A 25,643-nucleotide genomic window follows, 5' to 3' on the forward strand; every position below is an offset into this window, starting at 1 on the left:
AAGCCGATATCCCCAGGCAGAGCGGGCGAAAATCACAGTTTCCAACGAATGTTATGCAAAAAATCACGGAACCTCGTGATCGTGCCTAAACTCCAAGCTGCGCGGCTGGACTAATGACCGGCCCACTGGCACCAGTACGGGCCAGACTTTGTCCATTGGTATGCACATAAAGAGAACAAAGCTATGAAACGGATTCTTCTCGGTACTCTTTTCACCGCTGTATCCATCAACGCTATGGCACAAGCACCAGGCGGCCCGGATTGCGGTTGGGGCAACATGCTGTTCGAAGGTCAGCGTGGTACTCCGGCTCACTTCCTGGCATCCACCACCAACGGCACTTCCGGCAACGCAACCTTCGGTATGACGTCCGGTACCAACGGTTGTGCAACCAACTCGTCGCTGACTTATGGCGGCAAATCCTGGTTTGCCATGAATGGCATGATGAACGAGCTGTCCGAAGACATGGCCAAAGGCCAAGGCGAAGCGCTGACCACTTATGCCGTGGTACTGGGCGTGGCGCCGGAAGACCGTGCGCATTTCGCCGCGGTGACTCACGAGCACTTCCAGCAGATCTTCAGCAAGGCTGATGTGACGGCGGAAGATGTGCATACCAACACACTGGCCGTTCTGAAGAACGACCCTCGACTGGCCAAGTACGCCACCCAGGCTTAAGCTCGATCCGCCCCGCTTCTTTCGGGAAGCGGGTTTTGTTTTTTGGACGTGATCCCCTTTGGGTAACGCCGCAGTCTGTAGGAGCTGGCTTGCCAGCGATGTTTTCAAAGGCGCTGTGTTTATTCAGACGACACGCGTTATCGTTAACGACCATCGCTGGCAAGCCAGCGCCTACAAGACCAACGTCTCCCACCGCGCCGGGTCTTTGTTTCTTTTCGACTTAAGTTGCCATTTATGCTCAAACGCCTTGCCTGGCTGGCGCTGTGTGTCTGCGCCCCGCTGTCCGCCGCGCCTCAGATCGACCCTCAACGTTTGCAGCAACTGGCCAACGACCCCTTCTGGATATCCCTGGGCCATTACGAAACCGCCAAGCTCGGTGGCTGGCGCAGTTATGTCAGCGACCCGAAATTTTTCCTCGCTGCCGATGGCAATGAGCATCCCGACCATGAACTGGCCGCCACGGTGCAGGCGCTCTACGCCCCCGTCAGCAAGGGCGAACAGCATGCGCAATGCGTTTACCCGGCCCGCACCCGCTGGGTGAAAACGCAACTCAATCTGACCGACTTGCCGGCGCCGGACTGCGCCGAGTTCAAGCAGTGGTTCAAGGACGTCTCGCCCCACAGCGCGGTGATGATCTTCCCGGCGGCCTATTTGAACAGTCCATCCTCGATGTTCGGTCACACCCTGCTGCGCATCGACCAGGCCGATGTGCAAAGCGACAAGACCTCACTGCTCAGTTACGCGATCAACTTCGGCGCTTACATCGAAGGCTCGGACAACAGCATTCTTTACGCGTGGAAAGGCTTGATGGGCGGCTATCCCGGTTTGTTCGCGCTGGTGCCCTATCAGGAAAAACTCTCGGAATACCGCAGCCTCGAAAACCGCGACCTGTGGGAATACCGACTGAACCTGACCCAGCAAGAAACCGCGCGCATGGTCGAGCACGTCTGGGAACTCAAGCAGATCAAATTCGACTACTTCTTCTTCGACGAAAACTGCTCCTATCGCCTGCTCGAACTGCTGCAAGTGGCACGCCCGGGCCTGCGCCTGACGGAACAATTCCCGATCACGGCGATTCCCACCGACACCGTCAAAGCGGTGAAAGACGCCGGGCTGGTGGAATCCATCGAGTATCGTCCGTCGCGGGAGCGTGAACTGCTCAGCCGTGCCGAGCCGTTGTCTGATGAAGAGCAACAGTGGGTGCTGAAAGTCAGCGCTGACCAGAAGCAACTGCAAACACCGGAATTCAAAGCGCAGCCCCGCGACCGTCAGGCGCTGATCATCGATGCGTCTTATCGCCTGGAGCGTTACCGCGCCAACGGTCAGGAACGCGATCCGCAACGCGCCCAGCGCAGTTTCGAATTGCTGCGGGCGATCAACCAGAACCCGGCGCCGGAGCTGGACATCCCGCAACCCGGCCTGCCCGAAGACGGTCATGAGTCCAGGACCTGGCAACTCGGCGTCGGCACGCGCGGCGACAAAGCCTTCGGGGAATATGGCCTGCGCATGGCCTACCACGACCTCAATGACAACGCCGAAAGCTTTCCCCTCGGCGCGCAGATCGAAATCCTGCAACTGAAACTGCGCCAATACGAAGGCAATGACTGGCAGGTCCAGCAACTGGACCTGGCAACCATCCGCTCGCTGACCCCGCGCAATGAGTTGTTGCAACCGTGGTCCTGGCAAGTCACCGGCGGCCTGGAGCGGGTGCCGGGCAAACATGATGACGAAAACCTGGTCAGCCACGTCAACGGCGGCGGTGGCGGCACCTGGCAATTGGCCGATGACATGCTCGGTTTCGCCCTGGGCACCGTGCGCGTGGAGCACAACAATGACTTCGCTGAATTCATTTCCCCGGCGGCGGGTTTCAACACAGGCGTGCTGTGGAAAAACCCGCTGGGCAACCTCAGTCTGGAGGCCAAGGGCGACTTCTTCACCAATGGCGAAGTGCGCCGCAGTTTGAGCCTGAATCAGCAGTGGGAGTTGTCCCGTAACCTCGGGCTACGCTTGAGTGCACAGCGCGAATTCAGCCATTGGGCCACGCCCGAGAACGAAGTGATGCTTGAGCTGAAGTGGTATCACTATTGATCGACATTGGGCTGCGATCTTTTGATCTTCACTTCTGGATTTTTAAGCGACATTCAGTGAAACCAAAGGCCTGCGAACATGGCCCAACCTCTATTACGGGAGGAAGCCATGAGCCGTGCTTTCGTCAATGAAGATAATGCCGCCGCACAAGCCGATCAGCCCGTCGAGCGGCAGGTCAGTGCGCAGCCCAACTACGTCACCCCGCAAGGCCTGAGCCTGTTGCAGGGTAAAGTCGCCGAGCTGCAAAGCCTGCATGCCGAGCAATCGGCCAAGGGAGATCAAGCCGACAAGCAGCGTCTGGCCGACCTGGAGCGTGATTTGCGCTACTTCAAACAGCGCGTGGGCAGTGCGCAGGTGGTACCAGCCGCGACCTCGACCGAGAAGGTGCAGATCGGCAGCTGGGTGACCTTTGCCGACGAACACGACACCGAGCGCCGGGTGCAGCTGGTGGGCGAGGATCAGGCCGATGCCGCCCATGACCTGATCAATTGGGATTCGCCGCTGGGTCGGGCACTGCTGGGAGCACAACTCAATGATGAAGTGCTGTGGCAGCGCCCTGCCGGGGATCAACTGATTGAAGTGATCCGCATCGAACCGGCTTAAACCACGCCTTGGGCCAACATGGCATCGGCCACTTTAACGAAGCCGGCGATGTTGGCGCCTTTGACGTAGTTGACCCGGCCTTTTTCTTCGCCGTAGTGCACGCAAGCATGGTGGATCGATTGCATGATCGCGTGCAGCTTGCTGTCCACCTCACCACCGGTCCACAGCAGGCGCATGGCGTTCTGCGACATTTCCAGCCCGCTCACCGCAACGCCGCCGGCGTTGGACGCCTTGCCCGGTGCGAACAGAATGTCCGCCTCGATGAACAAGTCGACGGCCTCAAGCGTGGTCGGCATGTTCGCGCCTTCTGCGACACAGATGCAGCCATTGCGCAGCAAGGTGCGAGCAGCATCGGCATCCAGTTCGTTTTGCGTGGCGCATGGCAAGGCGATGTCGCAGCTCAGGTTCCACGGCAGTTCACCTGCGCGGAATTCCAGGCCAAAACGGCTGGCCAGCTCACGGATGCGCCCGCGCTGTACGTTTTTCAACTCCAGCACGGCCAGCCATTGTTCCTCGGTCAAGCCGCTTTCGCAGTACAGCGTGCCTTCGGAATCGGACAGCGAAATCACTTTGCCGCCCAGGTCCATGACCTTGCGTGCCGCGTATTGCGCAACGTTGCCGGAGCCGGAGATCGCCACACGCTTGCCTTCCACCGCCAAGCCACGACGCTTGAGCATTTCTTCGGCGAAATACACGCAACCAAAACCGGTGGCTTCCGGGCGAATCAGGCTGCCGCCGTAGCTTGGGCCTTTGCCGGTAAGCACGCTGGTGAACTGGTTGCTCAGGCGCTTGTACTGGCCGAACAGGAACCCGATTTCACGGGCACCGACGCCGATGTCACCGGCCGGTACATCAACGTCCGCGCCGATGTGACGGTACAGCTCGCTCATGAAGGCCTGACAGAAGCGCATGACTTCCGCGTCGCTCTTACCCTTCGGATCGAAGTCCGAACCACCCTTGCCGCCGCCCATCGGCAGCGAGGTCAGGGAGTTCTTGAAGGTCTGCTCGAAGGCGAGGAATTTCAACACGCCCATGTTCACCGACGGATGGAAACGCAAGCCGCCCTTGTACGGGCCGATGGCGCTGTTCATCTGGATGCGAAAGCCGCGATTGACCTGGACCTTGCCCTGATCGTCGACCCAGGAAACCCGAAACACCACCGCCCGCTCCGGCTCGCAGATGCGCTCCAGGATGCCCGAGGTCAGGTAATGCGGATTGGCTTCAAGAAACGGCCACAGGCTGCGCAGGACTTCTTCGACTGCCTGGTGAAACTCGGGTTGGTCCGGGTCGCGTTTTTTCAGGCGCGCAAGGAAGGACTCGACGGATTCGATCATGGAAATGTCTCGGAAAATTTATTGTCGTTGGAGGAGATTTGGCCGGACTGTAACAAAGGATTCACGCACAAGAACAGCGCAGAACGTCGCATTTATGAAATTAAATGGTGCGCTGGATATAAATTAACCGGTTTTTTGGAGATTACTGCACCTGAATAGGGAGATCAGATCCAAGTCATGCACCAACAGTTACACCGTCATCGCTGGCAAGCCAGCTCCTACATTTTTGTGGTTGCTCACACCATCGAGGCATTGCACAAAACCTGTAGGAGCTGGCTTGCCAGCGATGAATCCAACCCGGTCTCACTGAAAAAACGCAAAAAAAAACGAAGCCCGAAGGCTCCGCTTTCTATGCAACCAACCCGAAATCAGGCCAGTTTCTTGTGCCGTACACGGTGCGGCTGTGCAGCGGCTTCGCCGAGGCGCTTTTTACGGTCGGCTTCGTACTCGGTGTAGTTGCCTTCGAAGAACACTGCTTGCGAGTCGTCTTCGTACGCCAGGATGTGCGTCGCGACACGGTCAAGGAACCACCGATCGTGAGAGATCACAATGGCGGCGCCCGGGAAGTCCAGCAGGGCTTCTTCCAGGGAACGCAGGGTTTCAACGTCGAGGTCGTTGGACGGTTCGTCGAGCAGCAGGACGTTGCCGCCCTCTTTCAGGGTCAGGGCCAGGTGCAAGCGACCGCGCTCACCACCGGACAGGTCCTTGACGAACTTCTGCTGATCGCCGCCCTTGAAGTTGAAGCGACCGACGTAGGTACGCGACGGGATCTCGTAGTTGCCGATGCGGATCTGGTCCGAACCGTCGGAGATCTGCTGGAACACGGTCTTGCTGCCGTCCAGGTCTTCGCGGCTCTGGTCCACGCAAGCCAGCTGCACGGTTTCGCCGACTTCGATGCTGCCCGAATCCGGTTGTTCCTTGCCCATCAGCATGCGGAACAGGGTCGATTTACCGGCACCGTTACCGCCGATCACGCCAACGATGGCGCCTTTAGGCATGGAGAACGACAGGTTGTCGATCAGCACGCGATCGCCGTAGCCCTTGGAGACGTTCTTGAATTCGATGACCTTGTCGCCCAGGCGTGGGCCGGCCGGGATGTAGATCTCGTTGGTTTCGCTGCGCTTCTGGAATTCCTGCGATTGCATTTCTTCGAAGCGTTGCAGACGAGCCTTGGATTTCGACTGGCGGGCCTTGGCGCCTTTGCGCACCCACTCCAGTTCTTCCTTCATGGCCTTTTCGTGAGCCGACTGCTGCTTGGATTCGGCAGCCAGGCGATCGGACTTGGCTTCGAGCCAACCCGAATAGTTGCCCTCGTAAGGAATGCCCGCGCCGCGGTCGAGTTCCAGAATCCAGCCCGCGACGTTGTCGAGGAAGTAACGGTCGTGCGTGATCGCGACCACGGTGCCCGGGAAGTCGTGCAGGAAATGCTCAAGCCACGCAACGGAGTCGGCGTCCAGGTGGTTGGTTGGTTCGTCGAGCAGCAGCATGTCCGGTGCGGACAGCAGCAAGCGGCACAGGGCCACACGACGCTTTTCACCACCGGAGAGGAATTCGACCTTGGCATCCCAGGCCGGAAGACGCAGCGCGTCGGCGGCGACTTCCAGTTGACGATCGAGGTTGTGACCGTCGCTGGCCTGCAGGATGGCTTCGAGCTTGGCCTGTTCAGCAGCCAGTTTGTCGAAGTCGGCGTCTTCTTCAGCGTAAGCCGCGTAGACCTCGTCCAGGCGCGCCTGGGCGTTCTTGATCACGCTGACCGCTTCCTCGACCACTTCACGCACGGTCTTGGTCGGATCCAGTTGTGGCTCTTGCGGCAGGTAGCCGATGTTCAGCTCCGGCATCGGACGGGCTTCGCCCTCGAACTCGGTGTCGACGCCAGCCATGATTTTCAGCAGCGTGGATTTACCCGAACCGTTGAGGCCGAGAACGCCGATCTTGGCGCCCGGGAAGAAAGACAGAGAAATGTTTTTCAGGATTTCCCGCTTCGGCGGAACAACTTTGCCCAGCCGATGCATGGTGAATACGTATTGAGCCATGGAGAACCTTGGGTCAGTGACAGATGAATGATTGGTGCGCAGGCGGATGCCCGGCCAGACCGTGCGCGTCGCTCGCTTGAGGCTATCAATACGTGCGCGCTGAAAAAGTCTGAGTCTAGGAGCTGGAACGCTCCCGCGTAACCGGCAAAGCTACCTGATTGACCAGTGGCAGTCCAGCCGACGGACAGGGGCTGGCACTTCGCCACAACTCAAGGCATGCTAACCGCCCTTCGGGCGTCCGGCTTATAGTGCACGTCGCGCCAGTCCAGCCAAACCGCAGGATGACAGCTTGTCCAACGTTCCTTCGTCCCTGACTTCCAGTGCGCCGACCACCGCGCCCGGCTCCCCTCTGCGCGGGACATTGAAAGGTACCCTGGCAACTCTCGTTTTGCTGCTGCTCGCACTGCTGTTCTGGCAGTTGTTTGATCAACTGCGCGAAACCCAGAAGAACCAGCGCCAGTACACCATCGATTACACCGCCGATCTGGCCGCTCAAGTCAGCCTGAACATGGCGCTAAACGCCCAGATCGCGCTCAACCTGCTACCGATCATCGAACAGCCGCAGGACGCCGATGAACTGCAGGCGCTGTTGCGCAAGCTGCAACAGTCCTTGCCGGACTTGCGCAGCCTGGCGTTGCTCAGCCCCTCGGGCAAGGTCATCAGCGACAGCGCTATCAACAACGATGACACCGACTACCTGGCCGAACTGGTTCGTCGCAGTCATGCCCAGGCGCATTATTTCAGCAACGCCAGCGATGGCTCGATGGTGCATTTGCTGTTGCACCAGGCCAGCGGCAGTTCCCGCGGTTACTGGGCCTTGCGCCTGACACCCACGTTCTTTTCATCATTGACCAAGCAATCACAAGCCAGTGATCGTCCGCTGTGGCTGGTGGAAAACCGCATCAATCATCAGATCATCAGCCGCGATGAATCGATGCCTTCGGTCAACCCGGGCACCCTGACCGAAGACGATGTTGCCAACAGTGTGCTGACCGTTCCCTTGAGCAGCAGCGACTGGCAGTTGCGCGGGTTGTTCGATCGACAACGCGTACTTGAAGAACTGCTGCCGGCATTTATTGGTAAATGCCTGCTGGGCCTGGCGTTTTCCATGCTGCCGTTCATCGCCCTGCTCAACATGCGCCGCCGACAACGCCAGTTGCATGAAGGCCGCCGCCGCTATCAGGATATTTTCGAAGGGACTGGCGTCGCCTTGTGCGTACTGGATATGTCCGGGCTGCAGAACGCTTTCCAAAAGGCACAGCTGCAGAGCAGCGAGCAGTTGCACGAATGGCTGGCCGTGCCGGGGCAGCGCCAGCGATTACTCCAGGAGCTGCGCATCACCGAGGTCAACCAGGTCGCGCTGCAATTGCTCAATGTCGATTCCTCCGACAAGGCCTGGAAGCTGCTGATCGATGGCAACCCGCTCGACGGCACCGCCATCGGCAATCAAGTGCTCGAAGCGGCGCTCAACCAGCAGAAACAGCTTGAGCTGGAAATCAAGCTGCAAAATGCCAATGGCCGGGATCAGCACCTGTGGCTGGTGTTGCGCCTGCCGGAGGATCAGGCCGAGTACAACGCGGTGATCCTGAGCATCAACGACATCACCAGCCGCAAACTCATCGAATTGTCACTGCTGGAACGTGAAGGATTCTGGTCGGACGTCGTGCGCACTGTCCCGGATCACTTGTATGTGCAAGACGTGATCAGCCAGCGCATGATCTTCAGCAACCACCACCTGGGCCAGACGCTGGGTTACAACCGCACCGAATTGCACCAGATGGGCGAGTACTTCTGGGAAATCCTGCTGCACCCCGAAGACGCCGATTACTACCACCGCTCACGTCAAGCCCAGCGCCAGGCCGGTTACCGTCAGTTGATGCAATGTCAGTTGCGCTTCCGCCATCAGGATGGTCGGTGGCGACGTTTCGAGATTCGCGAGCAGGCGCTGGCACGGGACAAGGACAATCAGGTCACGCGGATCATCGGCGTGGCCAAGGACATCACCGACCAGATCGAAGCCAGCGAATCCCTGCGCGACAGTGAGCAGCGCTACCGGATGCTGGCCGAAAGCATCAGCGACGTGATTTTCTCCACCGACAGCCGGCTGGCACTCAACTACGTCAGCCCATCGGTGCAAGCGGTGCTGGGCTATGACACCGAGTGGATTTTCCAGAACGGCTGGCAATCGACCATCGCCAACCCGCAGCAGTTGACGGGCATCTACAGCCTGATGGACCGGGTCAGCAAAGCGCTGGATTCGGCCGATCAACTTGCCCTGTTGCGCAGCCAGGTGCAAACCCAACTGTTCCTGTTCGACTGCCTGCGGGCCGACGGGCGCAAGATTCCCATCGAACTGCGGTTGGTGCTGGTCTGGGACGAACACGGCACGTTCGAAGGCGTGCTCGGCGTCGGTCGCGACATCAGCCAGCAACGCCGGGCGGAAAAAGACCTGCGCATGGCCGCCACGGTATTCGAGCACTCGACGTCGGCGATTTTGATCACCGACCCCGCCGGTTACATCGTGCAGGCTAACGAAGCATTCAGTCGTGTCAGCGGCTACGCCGTGGAGCAGGTGCTCGACCAGTTGCCGAACATGCTGACCGTCGACGAAAAGCAGGAAGCCCACCTGCGTTACGTGCTCAAGCAACTCAATCAGCACAGCACCTGGGAAGGTGAAGTGTGGCTGCGCCGTCGCAATGGCGAACACTATCCAGCCTGGGTCGGCATCACCGCCGTCCTGGATGACGAGGGCGACCTGGCCAGTTACGTGTGTTTCTTCAGCGACATCAGCGAGCGCAAGGCCAGCGAGCAGCGCATTCACCGTCTCGCCTATTACGACGCCCTGACCCACCTGCCGAACCGTACGTTGTTCCAGGATCGCTTGCACACCGCGTTGCAAGCCGCCGAGCGCCAGAAGTCGTGGGTCGTGTTGATGTTCCTCGACCTCGACCGCTTCAAACCGATCAACGACTCCCTCGGCCACGCGGCGGGCGATCGCATGCTCAAGGACATGGCCACGCGCCTGCTTGGCTGCGTCGACGATGACGACACCGTGGCGCGTATGGGGGGCGACGAGTTCACCTTGCTCCTGCAACCGCGGGCCAACCGTGAAATCGCCCTGAACCGGGCGATTCATGTGGCCGAACAGATTCTCGCCAGCCTCGTGAAACCCTTCGTGCTCGAAGGCCGCGAGTTCTTCGTTACCGCCAGTATCGGCATCGCCCTGAGCCCGCAGGACGGTAACGAACTCAGTCAACTGATGAAGAACGCCGACACCGCGATGTACCACGCCAAGGAGCGCGGCAAGAACAACTTCCAGTTCTATCAGGCCGACATGAATGCCAGCGCGCTGGAGCGGCTGGAGCTGGAAAGCGACTTGCGCCACGCCCTGGAGCAAAACGAGTTCGTGCTGTATTACCAGCCGCAATTCAGTGGTGACGGCAAACACCTGACCGGCGCCGAAGCCCTGCTGCGCTGGCGCCATCCGCGACGCGGGCTGGTGCCGCCGGGGGATTTCATTCCGGTGCTCGAAGAGCTCGGGCTGGTGGTGGATGTCGGTGACTGGGTGATCAGCGAAGCATGCCGTCAGCTCAAGTCCTGGCACCAGGCCAAAGTGCGCGTACCGAAGGTGTCGGTGAACATCTCGGCACGGCAGTTCTCCGATGGCCAGCTCGGCATGCGGATCGCCACCATCCTCAAGGAAACCGGCCTGCCGCCGGCGTGCCTGGAGCTGGAACTGACCGAAAGTATCCTGATGCGCGAAGTCAGCGAGGCGATGCAGATCCTCGACGGTCTGAAAAACCTCGGGCTGAGCATTGCGGTTGATGACTTCGGCACCGGCTATTCATCACTCAACTACCTCAAGCAGTTCCCGATCGACGTGCTGAAGATCGACCGCACCTTCGTCGACGGCCTGCCGTCCGGCGAGCAGGATGCGCAGATTGCCCGAGCCATTATCGCCATGGCCCACAGCCTGAACCTGGCGGTGATCGCCGAAGGCGTGGAAACCCAGGAGCAGCTTGATTTCCTGCGTGAGCACGGCTGTGACGAGGTGCAGGGCTACTTGTTCGGACGCCCGATGCCGGCCAACAAGTTTGAAATGCAATTCAGCAGTGATGCGCTCCTGATGCTCGACTGATTCGCAATCAATGTGGCGAGGGAGCTTGCTCCCGCTTGAGTGCGCAGCGTTCACAAGATTTCAGGGCCGCTTCGCCGCCCAGCGGGAGCAAGCTCCCTCGCCACATTCACCGCTGATCCCCGCATGAAAGCCACTTGTCTGCGACATGATGCCGTTTCATATGCCTTCCAAAACGCGTTGGGGTAGAATGCCCCCCTTTTCTGCCCCCGATCCTTGAGGACCGCCATGTTCAGCCGTGATTTGACTATTGCCAAGTACGACGCCGATCTCTTTGCCGCCATGGAGCAAGAAGCTCAGCGCCAGGAAGAGCACATTGAGCTGATCGCTTCGGAAAACTACACCAGCCCTGCGGTGATGGAAGCTCAAGGCTCGGTACTGACCAACAAGTACGCCGAAGGCTACCCAGGCAAGCGCTACTACGGTGGTTGCGAGTACGTAGACATCGTCGAGCAGCTGGCTATCGATCGCGCCAAAGAGCTGTTCGGCGCCGACTACGCCAACGTTCAGCCGCACGCCGGTTCGCAAGCCAACAGCGCCGTTTACCTGGCCCTGCTGTCGGCCGGTGACACCATCCTGGGCATGAGCCTGGCCCACGGCGGTCACCTGACCCACGGCGCCAGCGTTTCGTCTTCGGGCAAGCTGTACAACGCCATCCAGTACGGCATCGACGCCAACGGCCTGATCGACTACGACGAAGTCGAGCGCCTGGCGGTAGAGAACAAGCCAAAAATGATCGTGGCCGGTTTCTCTGCCTACTCGCAGATCCTCGACTTCCCACGCTTCCGCGCAATCGCTGACAAGGTTGGCGCTTACCTGTTCGTCGACATGGCCCACGTGGCCGGTCTGGTCGCCGCTGGCGTCTACCCGAACCCGGTTCCGTTCGCTGACGTCGTGACCACCACCACCCACAAGACCCTGCGCGGTCCACGTGGCGGCCTGATCCTGGCTCGCGCCAACGCCGACATCGAGAAGAAGCTGAACTCCGCGGTATTCCCGGGCGCCCAGGGTGGCCCGCTGGAACACGTGATCGCGGCCAAGGCGATCTGCTTCAAGGAAGCGCTGCAGCCTGAGTTCAAGACTTACCAGCAACAAGTGGTGAAAAACGCCAAGGCCATGGCTGGCGTGTTCATCGAGCGCGGTTTCGACGTGGTGTCCGGCGGTACTGAAAACCACCTGTTCCTGCTGTCGCTGATCAAGCAGGAAATCTCCGGTAAAGACGCCGACGCCGCACTGGGCAAAGCGTTCATCACCGTGAACAAGAACTCCGTGCCAAACGACCCACGCTCCCCGTTCGTCACCTCCGGCCTGCGCTTCGGCACCCCGGCTGTGACCACTCGTGGCTTCAAGGAAGCAGAGTGCAAGGAACTGGCCGGCTGGATCTGCGACATCCTGGCTGATCTGAACAACGAAGCGGTAATCGATGCCGTTCGTGAGAAGGTCAAGACCATCTGCAAGAAGCTGCCGGTGTACGGCGCTTAATCAGCCCGCTAAATCGCAGTCTTGAAAAACCGGCCAGAGATGGCCGGTTTTTTTTCGCCCTTTAAACGCCTCGAGAGGAAACGACGTCGCTACTGTGGCGCACAGCAGAACCCTCAAGCCACGGCTATTGGCGCTGCAAACGCCATGGACAACACATCGGGCAACGTACTATCCACCGCCTGCAACAGGGCCTGACCGACGCCGGTAATCCCCAGCATCAAGCCCAGGTCGGGGACGTTGCGCTCCTCCAGGAAGTTTTCATTGAAGAAGTTATGCGCGACTTGAGAGAGTGCACGCTTGACCCTTGCAATGCCCTGCGCGTTATCCGTGTCGCGATACAGATTCAGCAAGCACATCAGATTGCCGAAATCACCGTGACACAGGCTGTAACCCGACCCTAGCCCCTGCTCCCAAAGATGGCGTTCACAACGTTCGGCGTCCTGCTCTAGCAAGGCCCTGGTTTCGGCGTCTAGCGCTTCCCCCATCGTCCGGATCAACCAGCGTCGGGTAATCAGAATACCGGCGTCGCCATGACACCACTTGATGGTGGACGAGGACTTGGCGATTTCACGCAAATCAAGCCAGTACCCCTCGACGGTGAGGCGATTTTCGGCGCGCACCCATTGCGCTATCAATTGCGCCAGCAGCGGATCGCGGGTCACCCCCCAGACCTTGCCCAACGCATACAGCGCGCCGGAAATACCGTGGGAAAAACCGGTCCACAGCGGCTTGCCTGTGGTCTTGAACAGCAACAATCCGTTTTCCAGCGTTACCGCCGATTGAATGGATTGCGAGAACCGCTCGATCAGGGGGCGCAAAGTTTCACGCCGTTCAAGTTGATAGAGGTTCACCAGTACGGTCACCGCCCCGCACCAGCCATGAATGAAATCGAAGTCATCGGCGATGTGTGGAACATCTACCAGTTTGCTCAATAACTCGTCGACCTTTGCCTGATAGGTCTGGCGGCCGGTCATGAGTTGGTAATTGACCAGCACATACACATAGGAGGTCAGGCCGAAATAGGCACTGACCGTCAGCTCACTGGAAAAATGCCCGTGGGACTTGGCCATTGCGCAAAGAATGCGTTCGGCATCCTCCAGGTACCGGGTTGTGCCGGTGGCGCGGTACAGGCTCAAGTAAAAAATCGCCAGGCCACCCATGCCGTTGTACAGGCCGCATCCCATAGGCGAAAGGAAGTGCCGGTTCGTGCGTGGATGCGTGTCCATGAACCGCCAGCCAGCATCGCCCTCCTCACCGTCAATGCGCATCTTTGTGATGATCTCGGCAATGCTCATCGCACCGTCCAGGTACTGCCGGGAGCTCAGGTCCGGCACGGCTTTGAGATGATGCTCCCGGTTCATCGGCAACGCTTCATTGGCCACGGGAAACAGGCACATTTGCAATACATGCCGCTGGAAGGCTTTATCGCTGGTCGAAAGGCTCTCCAGCTTGCGGCGACAACTGTCGAACGGACGCTCGATCGCCATTGGAGCGACCACCTCGCCGTGGGCATTGATCAAGTGGCTGGACAATAAAGGCAGGGTGAAACAAGGGATGTCGGCCTTCTCCAGATCTCTGATTTCATGCCGGGGAATTTGATAATCGTTGAGTGTCTCTGGCAGGTCCGACCACAGCGTCGCCAACAGCAATTGCTGCTGGAGGCGGCACTGAGTAAACCGCGGGTGAAGCATCATCGCGATGAAGTCGGCATAACGCTGGGTGTTTTTGATCAGGACGCGGGTTTTCAGGGTGGCGGCATGCTGTGCGTACAACTCAAGCACGGCTTCCCGACGCTTCACCAATTCATCGTAAGCACGGTCAAAACCAAGGAAAAATGCGTCTTGGTGACCGGCGACCGAGTGCGTCTCGCCATCGAGAATCGGCAAGTGTCGGATGATTGGGTGGCTCTCGAACTCAACAGGTTTCAAACGATAGAAGCGTTGTTCGCGAACCAACTGCTTCCTCTTGCCCGTGAAGTGTCGCTGCCGGCTCAGGCCGCTGTAGTCATTGTCGGCATCCGGGGTGTAAGGCACGAAGCCACTGGAAAAAACCGACTGTGCATTGAGCTTGATGGTTTTGAACAGCGCGCGGCTAGTGGCCAGTGGCGTCCTCACATCAATCATGGCCGCGGTGAACAGGCACTCCAGATCGATCATGACCGGGCTGCTGCCACAGGCAATGATGTTTTCGTAGTGAAAGTCGATGCCGTTCAAGGCATGGATCAACGCAACCTGAGCACCCAGTCGCTGAAAGAAAAGCGCCAGGTCCCCAACGCTTTCGCACGCGCGGTTTTCGAGCTTTTCGATCCAGCAGTGATCGTCCAGCGAGACCATCACAGGGGAATAAATGTCAAAACACACGTGACCGCTACTGGTGTGCAATTTTTCAAGCAGTACACCGTAAAACAGCGCTTCTCGGTTGCTGCGGGGCTTGTACACCAGTGATTGATCGCCGACCTGAACGAAGCAGACCGTTTCGCCGTTGGCGTGGGAGTCGCCCAGCCCCAGGACGATTGAATCGATGCGTCTGCCGGTCAGCGGGAAAGCCGCACCGAGCCGCTCGATATTGGTGCTGAAGTGATCGATGACCTTGTAAAGGTAAGCCACCGTGTCGTCGATCCGCTGAAACAGCAGATCGGTCAACACCGGGTAGGCAGACAGGAACGGCGCCAGCGCCTCACCTGCGAATTCTCGATTGAACGCCTGCAGATCAAGATCAGGGCTTTCGGCGATCCGGCTGTTCAATTGGTGAACCAGCGACTTCTCGGATAGATAGTTGATACTGGAGATTATGCTCGTGCGAAGGCTGGGCAGAAATGACTCGGCATTAATCCATTCACAAGTTCGCGTATATTTTAGATCGCTTTCAAAAACATGTTTCAGATAATTATACCAACGAGCACAAAAGACACCGAAATCGTCGCAATCACTTACTTTAGCTTCAAAAGGTAACGATGCAAGAACTCCAATATTCTGCTCATGCCTCGTTTGCAAACAATCATCACCTTCACATTCCATCAACGATAAAAATGCAGACCCATTCAGTAATGCTTGCCGATCAACCCCAAAGTAACGCAGAACGCCTTTATCATCTTTGTGTAGAAGATCAATTGTCTTGCGCATCGCCTCATGATCTGGAGCGTTTGCAACACTCCCGGTTTTTCGCTGTTTGAAACTCAGAGTATCCGTCAACATCGCTAGCACTCGAAATAGACAGGGCCGGAAAAACCGGCCCTGTATTCAGGTTAGGTCAGCAGCCGCAGCCGAGAACGGTGCAACTCAGGGTCCCGCACGACATATTGGTGCACATGGTTTCACCACCGACGTCAGCCTGGCCAGCACTTACATAGGCTTCGAACTCGGAATCCAGCTCACCGGACAGATCCATAATTTGCTCTTGCATGGTATTTCTCCTGACAAAAATAATTGCCTTAGTTGGCACCAGCAAACTTACCACTCACTAAAGATCCGTACAGCCCATCATTTAAAACCGAATGTAAATAGCCCAGCCAGCACAATCAAAAACAGATTAAAACCCTCATTCAATCTAATGCAACACTTAATGCAACCACACCACCCGAATATCAATAAAACCAACCCTGCCTACACTAACCCCCACATCAACCCTTACAAAAAAGCAAAAGCATCAAACAAAAGATAGAGAACAGAAATACCCCCATAAAAAACGCCCGCTTAAGGCGGGCGCTTGATATCAATTATTTGAATTACATTGGGTTCGTGCTTACTTAATCCGCGGCAACTCGCGCAAACCCTTCACGAATTTTTTCTTCCGGCAAATCATCGGCGATGAACACGATCACGCTTTCACGTGCCTCGCCCTCTGCCCACTCGGTGTCCCAGTCGAAACCGTATAGTTTGAGCACACCCTGGAACACCATGCGGCGTGGTTCGCCCAGGATGCTCAGCACACCTTTGTAGCGCAGCAATTGCTTGCCATGCTCCTCGAGCAGTTCGTTCATGAACTCGCTGAGCTTGTCGATATCCAGCGGCTTTTCGGTGCGCAGCACCAGGCTGGAAATACGATCGATGGAGGGGCCCTGGCTGACCGGACGCAAACTCACGCCGCCTCCGAGGTCGGCATTGAGGTTGAAACCGCGCACGTCGAGCAACTCAGCCAAATCGATCTTGCCGTGGTCGACCACGCGGATCGGTGCACGGCGGTTGATCCGGGTCAGGCGCTCGCTCAATGCGGTGAAGGTTGGCTCGTCGACCAGATCACGTTTGCTCACCAGCAAGCGGTCGGCGAAACCGATCTGCGCCTGGGCGATGGTCTGGGTCAGGTGAACGTCGGCGTGCGCGGCGTCGACCAATGTAATGATGCCGTCGAGGATGTAGCGCTCACGCAGTTCCTCGTCGATGAAGAAGGTCTGTGCCACCGGGGCCGGGTCGGCCAGGCCGGTGCATTCGATCACCAGGCGGTCGAAGGCGATGTCGCCGCTGTCGAGGCGCTCGAGCAGCAGGTACAAGGCTTTGGTCAGGTCGGTGTGAATGGTGCAGCAGACGCAGCCGTTGGACAGCGTCATCACTTGTACCGGCTCGTCGCCCAACAGTTGGGTGTCGATACCGGCGTCACTGAATTCGTTCTCGATCACGGCGATTTTCAGGCCGTGCTCGGCTTTGAGCAGATGGCGCAGCAAGGTGGTTTTGCCAGCGCCGAGGAAGCCGCTGAGGATTGTGACTGGAATAGGCGCTGACACAATAAGGTCTCCAAGGTGCAGAAAAAACTGTAGGAGCCGGCTTGCTGGCGATGGCGATTTCCAGAACGCCATCGCCAGCAAGCCGGCTCCTACAGAGATGATTGTTGCCTAAGTGCCTTGTTTCAACAGCACTTGGGCCCACCCTTGCCACCGTAACGCGCTTCCTGACGTTCGCGGAAGAACGCTTCGTAATCCATCATCGGTTTGTCCGGGTGCTTGGTCTGCATATGCTCGACGTAGTTGTCGTAGTCGGGCATGCCGACCATCAGGCGCGCAGCCTGACCGAGGTATTTACCGAGGCGACTCAGGTCATTGAACATGGTGCAAATCCTCGATTACGCGTCCGGCAGTGCCTGGAATGGCGATTCTTTATCCGTACGCTCTTTTTTGCCCCAGGCGGCGATGCCAACCTTGAGCGCATAGAACAGGATGCTGAACACCACGAACAGGAACAGCGCGGTCAGCGTTGCGTTGGTGTAGGCGTTGAAGATCACGTGTTGCATTTGCTCAACGCTCTTGGCCGGGGCGAGGATCTGGCCGTTGGCCAGGGCATCGCTGTATTTCTTCGCCAGGGCCAGGAAGCCGATCGCCGGGTTGGCGTCGAACAGCTTGATGAAGCCTGCGGTGGTGGTGCAGATCAGCAACCACACGGCCGGCAACATGGTGACCCAGACATACCGCTGGCGCTTCATCTTGATCAGCACCACGGTGCCGAGCATCAGCGCGATACCGGCCAGCATCTGGTTGGAGATACCGAACAGCGGCCACAAGGTGTTGATGCCGCCCAGCGGATCGATCACGCCCTGGTACAGCAACCAGCCCCACATCGCCACACAACCGGCGGTGGCAATCAGGTTGGCGGTCCAGGATTCGGTGCGTTTCAGCGCTGGCACGAACGAGCCAAGCAAGTCCTGCAGCATGAAACGCCCGGCACGGGTACCGGCGTCGACTGCGGTCAGGATAAACAGCGCTTCGAACAGGATCGCGAAGTGGTACCAGAACGCCATGGTGTTTTCACCCGGCAGGACGCTGTGCAGGATCTGCGCGATACCGACCGCCAGGGTCGGCGCACCGCCGGCACGGGCCAGGATCGTGGTTTCACCGATGTCATGGGCCACCGCTTGCAACGCCTCTGGCGTAATCGCAAAGCCCCAGCTGCTGACAGCTTGCGCCACCGCCACCACATCACCACCGACCACGGCCGGAGGGCTGTTCATGGCGAAGTACACGCCTGGCTCGATCACCGACGCGGCGACCATGGCCATGATGGCGACGAACGACTCCATCAGCATGCCTCCGTACCCGATGTAACGGGCGTTGGTTTCGTTATCCAGCAGCTTCGGCGTGGTGCCGGAAGCGATCAGCGAGTGGAAACCCGAGACCGCACCACAGGCGATGGTGATGAACAGGAACGGGAACAGGCCGCCCTTCCAAACCGGACCGGTGCCGTCGACGAACTGGGTCAGCGCCGGCATTTTCAGCTCGGGCATGGTCACCAGAATGCCAATCGCCAGGGCGACGATGGTGCCGATTTTCAGGAAGGTAGAGAGGTAGTCACGCGGTGCCAGGATCAGCCACACCGGCAATACCGCCGCGACAAAACCGTAGCCGATCAGCATCCAGGTGATCTGGATGCCGGTAAAGGTAAAGACCTTGGCCCACACCGGATCCGCAGCAATTTGCCCGCCGAGCCAGATCGACCCGAGCAGCAACAGCACGCCAATCACCGAGATCTCACCGATGCGACCCGGTCGGATGTAGCGCATGTAGATGCCCATGAACATCGCGATCGGGATGGTCGCCATCACCGTGAAAATACCCCACGGGCTTTCGGCCAGGGCTTTCACGACGATCAATGCCAGCACCGCGAGGATGATGATCATGATCAGGAAGCAGCCAAACAGCGCAATGGTGCCGGGAATGCGGCCCATTTCCTCGCGGACCATGTCCCCCAGGGAACGGCCGTTGCGACGGGTGGACATGAACAGGACCATGAAGTCCTGAACGGCACCCGCCAGCACCACGCCGGCGATCAGCCACAGCGTGCCGGGCAGATAACCCATCTGCGCCGCCAACACCGGGCCCACCAATGGCCCCGCGCCGGCGATGGCCGCGAAGTGGTGACCGAAAAGGATATGTTTGTTGGTTGGAACGTAGTCCAGACCGTCGTTGTTGAGCACGGCGGGGGTGGCCCGTCGCGGGTCGAGTTGCATCACATTGTTGGCGATGAACAGACTGTAGTAGCGATACGCAACCAGATAGATGGCCACGGCAGCGACCACAATCCACAAGGCGTTGATCGCCTCGCCCCTGCGTAATGCCACAACGCCCAGCGCGCACGCACCTATGATTGCCAGCAACAACCAGGGTAAATGGCGTAGCAGGCTATTATTATTTTTCATTTTTTTATTCCAGCCAGAGTGGACAAGAAGACAGCCACAACGAGTTTAGCGCTCCTGACGACAAAGGCCATACCCAACGTTGGTCTAGAGCCCTGCCCTGGCTGGCAGGTACCGACAATGCGGGTCTATAGTCAGCGAACATCAAGAGGATTGCGCCATGAGCGAGCACGCTGCCGATCGCCGTCGCTTCAAACGTATCGTGTTCGATGCCCGAACCGAACTGAGCCAGGGAGAGTACATCTGGCCGGTGAAGTTGATTGATGTGTCGCTCAAGGGCTTGCTGATCAAGCGACCTGAACCTTGGCTGGGCAATGATGAGCAGGACTTTTCAGTCGACATTCATTTGAGCGAAGACATCAACATTTTCATGGATGTGCACCTGACCCACGAAGAACACGGCCAGATCGGCTTCGTCTGCCGGCACATAAGCCTGGAGTCCATTGAGCGCCTGCGTCGACTGATCGAGCTCAACCTGGCCGACGAGCAGGCGCTTGAACGCGAGTTGGGCGAACTGATCGAAATCTGATCTCGTAGGACCTGCGAAGGCTGCATTTTTTTGACCTTATAAAGAAAGATCAAAAGATCGCAGCCTTCGGCAGCTCCTACCAGGGACTGTATTTTATTCGAAGAGCGCGTCGAGGGCCTGTTCCAGTCGCGTCACGGCAATGATCTGCAACCCTGCCGGCGACTCCTTCGGCGCATTGCCCTTGGGCACGATGGCCCGTTTGAAGCCGTGCTTGGCGGCTTCTTTCAAGCGCTCCTGACCGCTCGGCACCGGACGGACTTCACCGGACAACCCGACTTCACCGAATACCAGCAAATCGTGTGGCAGCGGACGGTTGCGTAGGCTGGACATCACGGCCGCCATCAACGCCAGGTCTGACGCGGTTTCCAGCACTTTCACCCCACCGACCACGTTGAGAAACACATCCTGATCGTGGGTGGGGATGCCACCATGACGGTGCAACACCGCCAGCAACATCGCCAAGCGGTTCTGATCCAGCCCGAGCGTGACCCGACGCGGATTAGCCAGGTGGCTGTCATCCACCAGCGCCTGGACTTCCACCAGCATCGGCCGGGTGCCTTCCCACGTCGCCATGACCACACTGCCCGGGACTTCTTCCTGAGCACGGGTAAGAAAAATCGCAGACGGGTTGGAGACTTCTTTCAGGCCTTTGTCGGTCATGCCGAAAACGCCCAGTTCGTTGACCGCGCCGAAACGGTTCTTCACCGCCCGCAACAGGCGCAAACGGCCATCGGACTCACCTTCGAAATACAACACGGTGTCGACCATGTGTTCCAGCACTCGCGGACCGGCCAAAGCGCCTTCCTTGGTCACGTGGCCAACCAGGAAAATCGCCGTACCGCTCTGCTTGGCATAACGCACCAGCAACGCCGCACTCTCGCGCACCTGGGATACACCGCCGGGAGCCGATTGCAGTTGCTCGGTGAAGATGGTCTGGATCGAATCGATCACCATCACTTTGGGTTTTTCCACCCGGGCCGTGGCGATGATGGTTTCAATGCAGGTCTCAGTCATGACCCGCAGCTGATCCTGGGGCAAACCGAGTCGCCGGGCACGCATGGCCACTTGTTGCTGGGACTCTTCGCCAGTGACGTACAACGCGGGCATGCTTTTGGCGAGGTTGCACAAGGTTTGCAACAGAATGGTTGACTTGCCGATGCCGGGGTCACCACCGATCAGCACGACCGAACCGTCGACGAGGCCTCCGCCCAGCACCCGATCCAGTTCGCTGGACGCGGTAGAGAAACGCGGTATCTCCTCGACGCTGACCTCTGCCAGTGTCTTGATCTGCGCCTGCTGGCCGGTCCAACCGGTACGACCGCTGGGCGCCGCTGCCCCGCCGCTTTCCACCATGGTTTCGGTGAGCGTGTTCCAGGCGCCGCATTCACCGCACTGGCCAGCCCACTTGGGGAAGGTTGAGCCGCACTCGGTGCAGCCGTACATGCGCTTGGCCTTGGCCATCGGAACTCCCGGAAAAAAACGCGATGATAGCTCAGGTTGAGCCCATCAGCGCGGCAGGATGATGACTGATGTTTTGGAGTTCAATGATGTATCCGTTTAACTGGCATTTATCGAGACACGATCACTGCGCAATTAACTCTTGTATAACTTCTCTGTATCGGAACCTATACAAACCCGACGATGATCACCAAGGATCCCACACAAAACCTATACAACCTTTGACCAGTTCAATATGCACTGCACAACTAGCCAGAGAGAACGCTTCTTGTTTAAATTATTTTAAACAAGACATTCAAACCTCATACCTTTCCATTACAACCTTCACGCGGCGCAACAACTCAATGCACCGCTCACAACACTTGCGCAAATTAACTCTTTAGATAATTAGCCGTCTAAACGCCTAATAAATACAAATGGCCGAACCTGCCAGATAGCGCTGAATATCGCTCGGCACATTCATGATGAAACTTCAGGGCCGTCCACAACCCGGGCCCCATCTTCGAGCACTCCCTGTGCCCTTTTCACCGATGGCCTGGCTGATAGCACGCTAATGCTGTGAGAGGTTGTTTCGAGCAAGAAGCGATCAGCTGATTTACACTGCGCTCATCAATCTCATCTGTAACAAGGAAATAACCTATGGGCGTGCTCAATGAATTCAAGGCCTTCGCGGTCAAAGGCAACGTGGTCGACATGGCTGTCGGCATCATCATCGGCGCTGCTTTCGGCAAGATCGTTACGTCGTTTGTCGGCGACCTGATCATGCCGCCAATCGGGATGCTGATCGGTGGCGTGGACTTCAGTGACCTGGCGATTACGCTCAAAGCTGCGGACGGTGCCGCCCCGGCGGTGATGCTTTCATACGGCAAATTCATTCAGACCATCATCGACTTCATCATCGTCGCCTTCGCGATCTTCATGGGTGTCAAAGCCATCAACCGCCTGAAGCGCGAAGAATCCGTGGCGCCTTCCCTGCCGCCGGTTCCGACCAAGGAAGAAGAGTTGCTGGGCGAGATCCGCGACCTGCTGAAGGCCCAGAACAACAGGCCTTGAATGCATTGGCTGGATAAAAAACGGCGCCCGTGAGGCGCCGTTTTTTTTACCAGAAGTTTTCCACCGCCACCTGCCCGGGTCGTCGGCTCAAGCTCAGGTGCATGTCGCGCTGCTTGAGCAGTTTGCGTGTGTCATCGATCATTTGCGGGTTACCGCACAGCATCACCCGCGAGTGCTCAGGGCTCAGCGCTACGCCAGCCGCCCGCTCCAGCTCGCCATTTTCGATGAGCGTCGTGATTCGTCCGTTCAGGGTTCCGGGATGCAGTTCGCGCGTGACCGTCGCGATGAATTGCAGTTTATGTGCGTACTCCGCCAGATACTCTCGTTGTGCCAGCCCGGCAATCAGCGCCTGATAGGCCAATTCCCGGGTTTCACGCACGCTGTAGACCAGAATGATGCGCTCAAATTTCTCCCAGACCTCGAAGTCCTGAAGTATCGAAAGAAACGGGGCAATGCCCGTGCCGGTGGATAACAGCCACAGGTCACGCCCGTCGACAAAACGGTCAAGCGTCAGGTAACCAAAGGCCTGGCGGTCAACCAGCAGTGTATCGCCGACACCCAGGCGACTGAGCTCGCTGGTGAACTCGCCTCCCGGGACGACGATGGAAAAGAACTCCAGGAACTCATCAAAGGGCGATGACACCATGGAATAGGCGCGCCATACCGTACTGCCATCCGCTCTGATAACCCCCAGCCGTGCAAACTGCCCTGCGCGAAAACGGAAGCCTGTATCACGGGTGGTGCGCAACGTGAACAGGTTCTCCGTCAACGGCTGTACGTCGAGCAAGGTCTGACGCGTGAATTTCTCTTCGCTGGCGGTCATGGGGAGCTCCATTCAACAGATACGGGCAGTGTCCCGCAAAGTCCGGAGCGTAACCACCCATAGTTTGTAATGTCTTTAATGCCTGTAAGTTATTGATATTGAATTATCACCTTCGATAACAACATTAAATGTCAGATGGCATTTCAATAGTACTCTTCTGATTAAGAACCAGAGGTGTACTTTTTCTTATTTACAAGAGCAAAAAAGTCACAGCGTTGCGCTAGGAATTATCCTACACTCGTGGCGTGCCGGATTTCGGATCCAAGAAAGCACCCAGAGGACTCGCGCAAATGGAGAGCAAGAATGGAGATCTGGAAGGAATCACAGCTTAAAACGCTTTCACATACACAAGAGATCAATACTGCCTACCGATTGTCGCTTAATTTTATCAGGAATCTCGGATACGAATTTTGTGGATTTTCAGTAACGTCTAACAGCAGTGCGGCAGATTTAAATATTGTGAACCTGAACAATTTCCCTCGTATGAGGAGTCATCCGCCTGAACCAAACAGCGTCATCCACAAAAACCCGATAGTAGCCCATTGCAATCAATCCGAGCTGCCGATTCTCTGGAGCGAAGAGCTTTTTTCCCGGGTGCCACGGCTTTGGCAAACGCTGCAACATCAAGGTTTGCACCACGGCTGGTCGCAAGCGATCCACGATGAAGAAACAGGATTGCTCAGCATCCTGAGCCTGGCAAGAAGCCACTGCCCGATTTCAGCCTTTGAGCTGTATGAAAACATGGGGTTCACGGTTTTCATCAGCCGCCACCTGCACGCCTTGGCAGCCCGGACACACCCGAAAAAATCGCCCTGCCTCGAGACATCACCATTATCGGTGCGGGAAATAGAAGTATTGAGGCTGTCAGCCGATGGCAAGACCGCCTTTGAGATCTCCAAGATTCTCAGTTTGAGTGAACGCACAGTCAATTTTCATGTACACAAAGTCATCCAGAAGCTAGGCGTTAACAACAAAATGGCGGCAGTCATCGCCGCGACCAGGTCCGGAGCCATCTGAAAACGCTCACCTGCGGGAAAAGCTGCGAGTAATCCCACCGAAAAAAAAGTACCATTTGCGACCTTCCTGAGTGATGACGCGTGATCCTTTCGCGACGCAATACACTCGGACGGCTCCGCCCGCTTCAACGCCCTCGGGCTGCGGAACATCCGTTGACAACCCAGAGCCCCGCCCCATGCCTTTGCTCGAAACACCTTTCGCCAACCTTGACCTGATCCGTCAGCCGGAACAGCAAAACGAACCGCTGCAAGCCTTCGATGCCGCTGACGAATACCTGCTCAACTATCTGGCCGAACAGCAACCGACAGCGGACACCCGGGTGTTGGTGCTCAACGACAGCTTCGGCGCTTTGGCCGCCAGTCTGGCAGGAAAAGTCCAGGTGATCAGCAGTGGTGATTCGTACCTGGCCGCACAGGGGCTGGAAAAAAACCTTGTACGCAACGGCTTGGCGTTTGATGCCGTGGCGAGCGTGCCGGCCAGCGAAGCGTTGGTCGGGCCGTTCGATCGCGTGCTGGTCCGGGTACCGAAAACCCTGGCACTGCTGGAAGAGCAACTGATCCGCCTGCAAAGCCAATTGGCGCCCGGCGCTCAAGTGATTGCCGGTGCCATGATCAAGCATTTACCAAGGGCGGCGGGCGACTTGCTGGAGCGTTACATCGGTCCGGTGCAAGCCTCGTTGGCGGTGAAAAAGGCGCGTTTATTGATCGCAACAGCCGAAACCAAAGCGCCCGCCACTTCACCCTACCCGACTCGTTATCGACTCGAAACGCCTGCGATTGAACTGCTCAACCACGCCAATGTGTTCTGTCGCGAAGGCCTGGACATTGGCACGCGAGCCTTCTTGCCGCACCTGCCAAAAAACCTGGGTACGGCGCGGGTCGCCGATCTCGGCTGCGGCAACGGGGTATTGGCTATCGCCAGCGCCCTGCAAAATCCGCAAGCCCACTACACGCTGGTGGATGAATCGTACATGGCCGTGCAATCGGCCGGCGAAAACTGGCGCGCGGCGCTGAGTGACCGGGAAGTGATCGTGCGCGCCGATGACGGTCTGGCCGGGCAGGAACCGCAATCGCTGGACGTGGTGCTGTGCAACCCACCCTTCCATCAACAACAGGTCGTGGGCGACTTTCTCGCCTGGAGGATGTTTCAGCAGGCCCGGGAAGCGTTGGTCGTGGGTGGCGCGCTGTACATCGTCGGTAATCGTCACCTTGGCTATCACAGCAAACTGGCGCGGTTGTTCCGTGGTGTCGAGCAAGTGGCGGCCAATCCGAAATTCGTGATCCTCAAGGCACGCAAGTAA

The 25,643-nt window shown here is 57.9% G+C and carries 18 protein-coding genes; 9 read left to right on the top strand and 9 right to left on the bottom strand.

Features of this window, described 5'->3' with window-relative positions; genetic code table 11:
• Positions 1–183 precede the first annotated feature (183 nt).
• The 3 genes from QYH43_RS22115 (at position 184) to QYH43_RS22125 (ending at position 3,363) form a co-directional block, all read left to right on the top strand.
• The gene (locus QYH43_RS22115) at positions 184–672 is read left to right on the top strand and encodes a DUF3015 domain-containing protein (RefSeq protein WP_095057182.1); all 489 of its coding nucleotides are present in this window, start codon (positions 184–186) and stop codon (positions 670–672) included.
• Between the two features lie 234 nt (positions 673–906).
• A complete protein-coding gene (locus QYH43_RS22120; protein WP_301158091.1) occupies positions 907–2,760 on the top strand; it encodes a DUF4105 domain-containing protein in 1,854 nt (617 codons plus the stop codon).
• Positions 2,761–2,868: 108 nt separating this feature from the next.
• Entirely contained in the window at positions 2,869–3,363 is a 495-nt protein-coding gene (locus QYH43_RS22125) for a GreA/GreB family elongation factor (protein ID WP_301158092.1), read from the top strand.
• Here the strand turns inward: QYH43_RS22125 and gdhA are convergent.
• Together gdhA and ettA are read right to left on the bottom strand one after the other, a co-directional pair.
• Entirely contained in the window at positions 3,360–4,697 is a 1,338-nt protein-coding gene (gdhA, locus tag QYH43_RS22130; RefSeq protein WP_301158093.1) for an NADP-specific glutamate dehydrogenase, read from the bottom strand. The genes QYH43_RS22125 and gdhA overlap by 4 nt on opposite strands.
• 368 nt (positions 4,698–5,065) lie before the next feature.
• Positions 5,066–6,730 (bottom strand): energy-dependent translational throttle protein EttA, encoded by a 1,665-nt coding sequence (gene ettA, locus QYH43_RS22135; RefSeq protein ID WP_095057187.1) that lies wholly within the window; start codon positions 6,728–6,730, stop codon positions 5,066–5,068.
• Positions 6,731–7,019: 289 nt separating this feature from the next.
• On the opposite strand from ettA, the gene QYH43_RS22140 reads away from it, so the two are divergent.
• Positions 7,020–10,868: an EAL domain-containing protein gene (locus QYH43_RS22140; protein ID WP_301158094.1), complete on the top strand. Its 3,849-nt coding sequence runs from the start codon at positions 7,020–7,022 to the stop codon at positions 10,866–10,868.
• 225 nt (positions 10,869–11,093) lie between these two features.
• Complete coding sequence (gene glyA / locus QYH43_RS22145; RefSeq protein ID WP_301158095.1) at positions 11,094–12,347, top strand: serine hydroxymethyltransferase; 1,254 nt, start codon at positions 11,094–11,096, stop codon at positions 12,345–12,347.
• A gap of 113 nt (positions 12,348–12,460) precedes the next feature.
• Here glyA and lanM read toward each other — a convergent pair whose 3' ends face one another.
• The 5 genes from lanM to QYH43_RS22170 all read right to left on the bottom strand — a co-directional run bounded on the left by lanM (position 12,461) and on the right by QYH43_RS22170 (position 19,466).
• The gene (gene lanM / locus QYH43_RS22150; protein ID WP_301158099.1) at positions 12,461–15,541 is read right to left on the bottom strand and encodes a type 2 lanthipeptide synthetase LanM; all 3,081 of its coding nucleotides are present in this window, start codon (positions 15,539–15,541) and stop codon (positions 12,461–12,463) included.
• Between the two features lie 55 nt (positions 15,542–15,596).
• The gene (locus tag QYH43_RS22155; RefSeq protein ID WP_177408783.1) at positions 15,597–15,749 is read right to left on the bottom strand and encodes a hypothetical protein; all 153 of its coding nucleotides are present in this window, start codon (positions 15,747–15,749) and stop codon (positions 15,597–15,599) included.
• A 343-nt stretch (positions 15,750–16,092) separates the two neighbouring features.
• The gene (gene yjiA, locus QYH43_RS22160; RefSeq protein WP_095057191.1) at positions 16,093–17,064 is read right to left on the bottom strand and encodes a GTPase; all 972 of its coding nucleotides are present in this window, start codon (positions 17,062–17,064) and stop codon (positions 16,093–16,095) included.
• Positions 17,065–17,186: 122 nt separating this feature from the next.
• Positions 17,187–17,384, bottom strand: coding sequence for a YbdD/YjiX family protein (locus QYH43_RS22165; RefSeq protein WP_003182142.1), 198 nt, complete (start codon positions 17,382–17,384; stop codon positions 17,187–17,189).
• Between the two features lie 15 nt (positions 17,385–17,399).
• Positions 17,400–19,466 carry a carbon starvation CstA family protein gene (locus QYH43_RS22170; RefSeq protein WP_095057192.1) on the bottom strand — a complete coding sequence of 689 codons (2,067 nt, stop codon included), beginning with the start codon at positions 19,464–19,466 and terminating at the stop codon, positions 17,400–17,402.
• 157 nt (positions 19,467–19,623) lie between these two features.
• Here QYH43_RS22170 and QYH43_RS22175 point away from each other — a divergent pair, with 157 nt between their 5' ends.
• The gene (locus tag QYH43_RS22175) at positions 19,624–19,992 is read left to right on the top strand and encodes a PilZ domain-containing protein (protein ID WP_301158096.1); all 369 of its coding nucleotides are present in this window, start codon (positions 19,624–19,626) and stop codon (positions 19,990–19,992) included.
• 93 nt (positions 19,993–20,085) lie between these two features.
• On the opposite strand, the gene radA is transcribed toward QYH43_RS22175, so the two are convergent.
• Positions 20,086–21,453, bottom strand: a complete 1,368-nt coding sequence (gene radA / locus QYH43_RS22180) for a DNA repair protein RadA (protein ID WP_095057194.1) — start codon at positions 21,451–21,453, stop codon at positions 20,086–20,088.
• 636 nt (positions 21,454–22,089) lie between these two features.
• Here radA and mscL point away from each other — a divergent pair.
• The gene (gene mscL / locus QYH43_RS22185; RefSeq protein WP_095057195.1) at positions 22,090–22,503 is read left to right on the top strand and encodes a large-conductance mechanosensitive channel protein MscL; all 414 of its coding nucleotides are present in this window, start codon (positions 22,090–22,092) and stop codon (positions 22,501–22,503) included.
• Positions 22,504–22,549: 46 nt separating this feature from the next.
• Here the strand turns inward: mscL and QYH43_RS22190 are convergent, their stop codons facing one another.
• On the bottom strand, positions 22,550–23,326 hold the full coding sequence (locus QYH43_RS22190) for a ferredoxin--NADP reductase (protein ID WP_301158097.1): 777 nt from the start codon (positions 23,324–23,326) through the stop codon (positions 22,550–22,552).
• Between the two features lie 303 nt (positions 23,327–23,629).
• Here QYH43_RS22190 and QYH43_RS22195 point away from each other — a divergent pair, with 303 nt between their 5' ends.
• Both QYH43_RS22195 and QYH43_RS22200 read left to right on the top strand, forming a co-directional pair.
• Positions 23,630–24,343, top strand: coding sequence for a LuxR C-terminal-related transcriptional regulator (locus QYH43_RS22195; RefSeq protein ID WP_301158098.1), 714 nt, complete (start codon positions 23,630–23,632; stop codon positions 24,341–24,343).
• A gap of 175 nt (positions 24,344–24,518) precedes the next feature.
• Positions 24,519–25,643: a methyltransferase gene (locus QYH43_RS22200; RefSeq protein ID WP_095057198.1), complete on the top strand. Its 1,125-nt coding sequence runs from the start codon at positions 24,519–24,521 to the stop codon at positions 25,641–25,643.

This window comes from Pseudomonas sp. C32 (assembly GCF_030417915.1).
In the GTDB taxonomy this organism is placed as follows: domain Bacteria; phylum Pseudomonadota; class Gammaproteobacteria; order Pseudomonadales; family Pseudomonadaceae; genus Aquipseudomonas.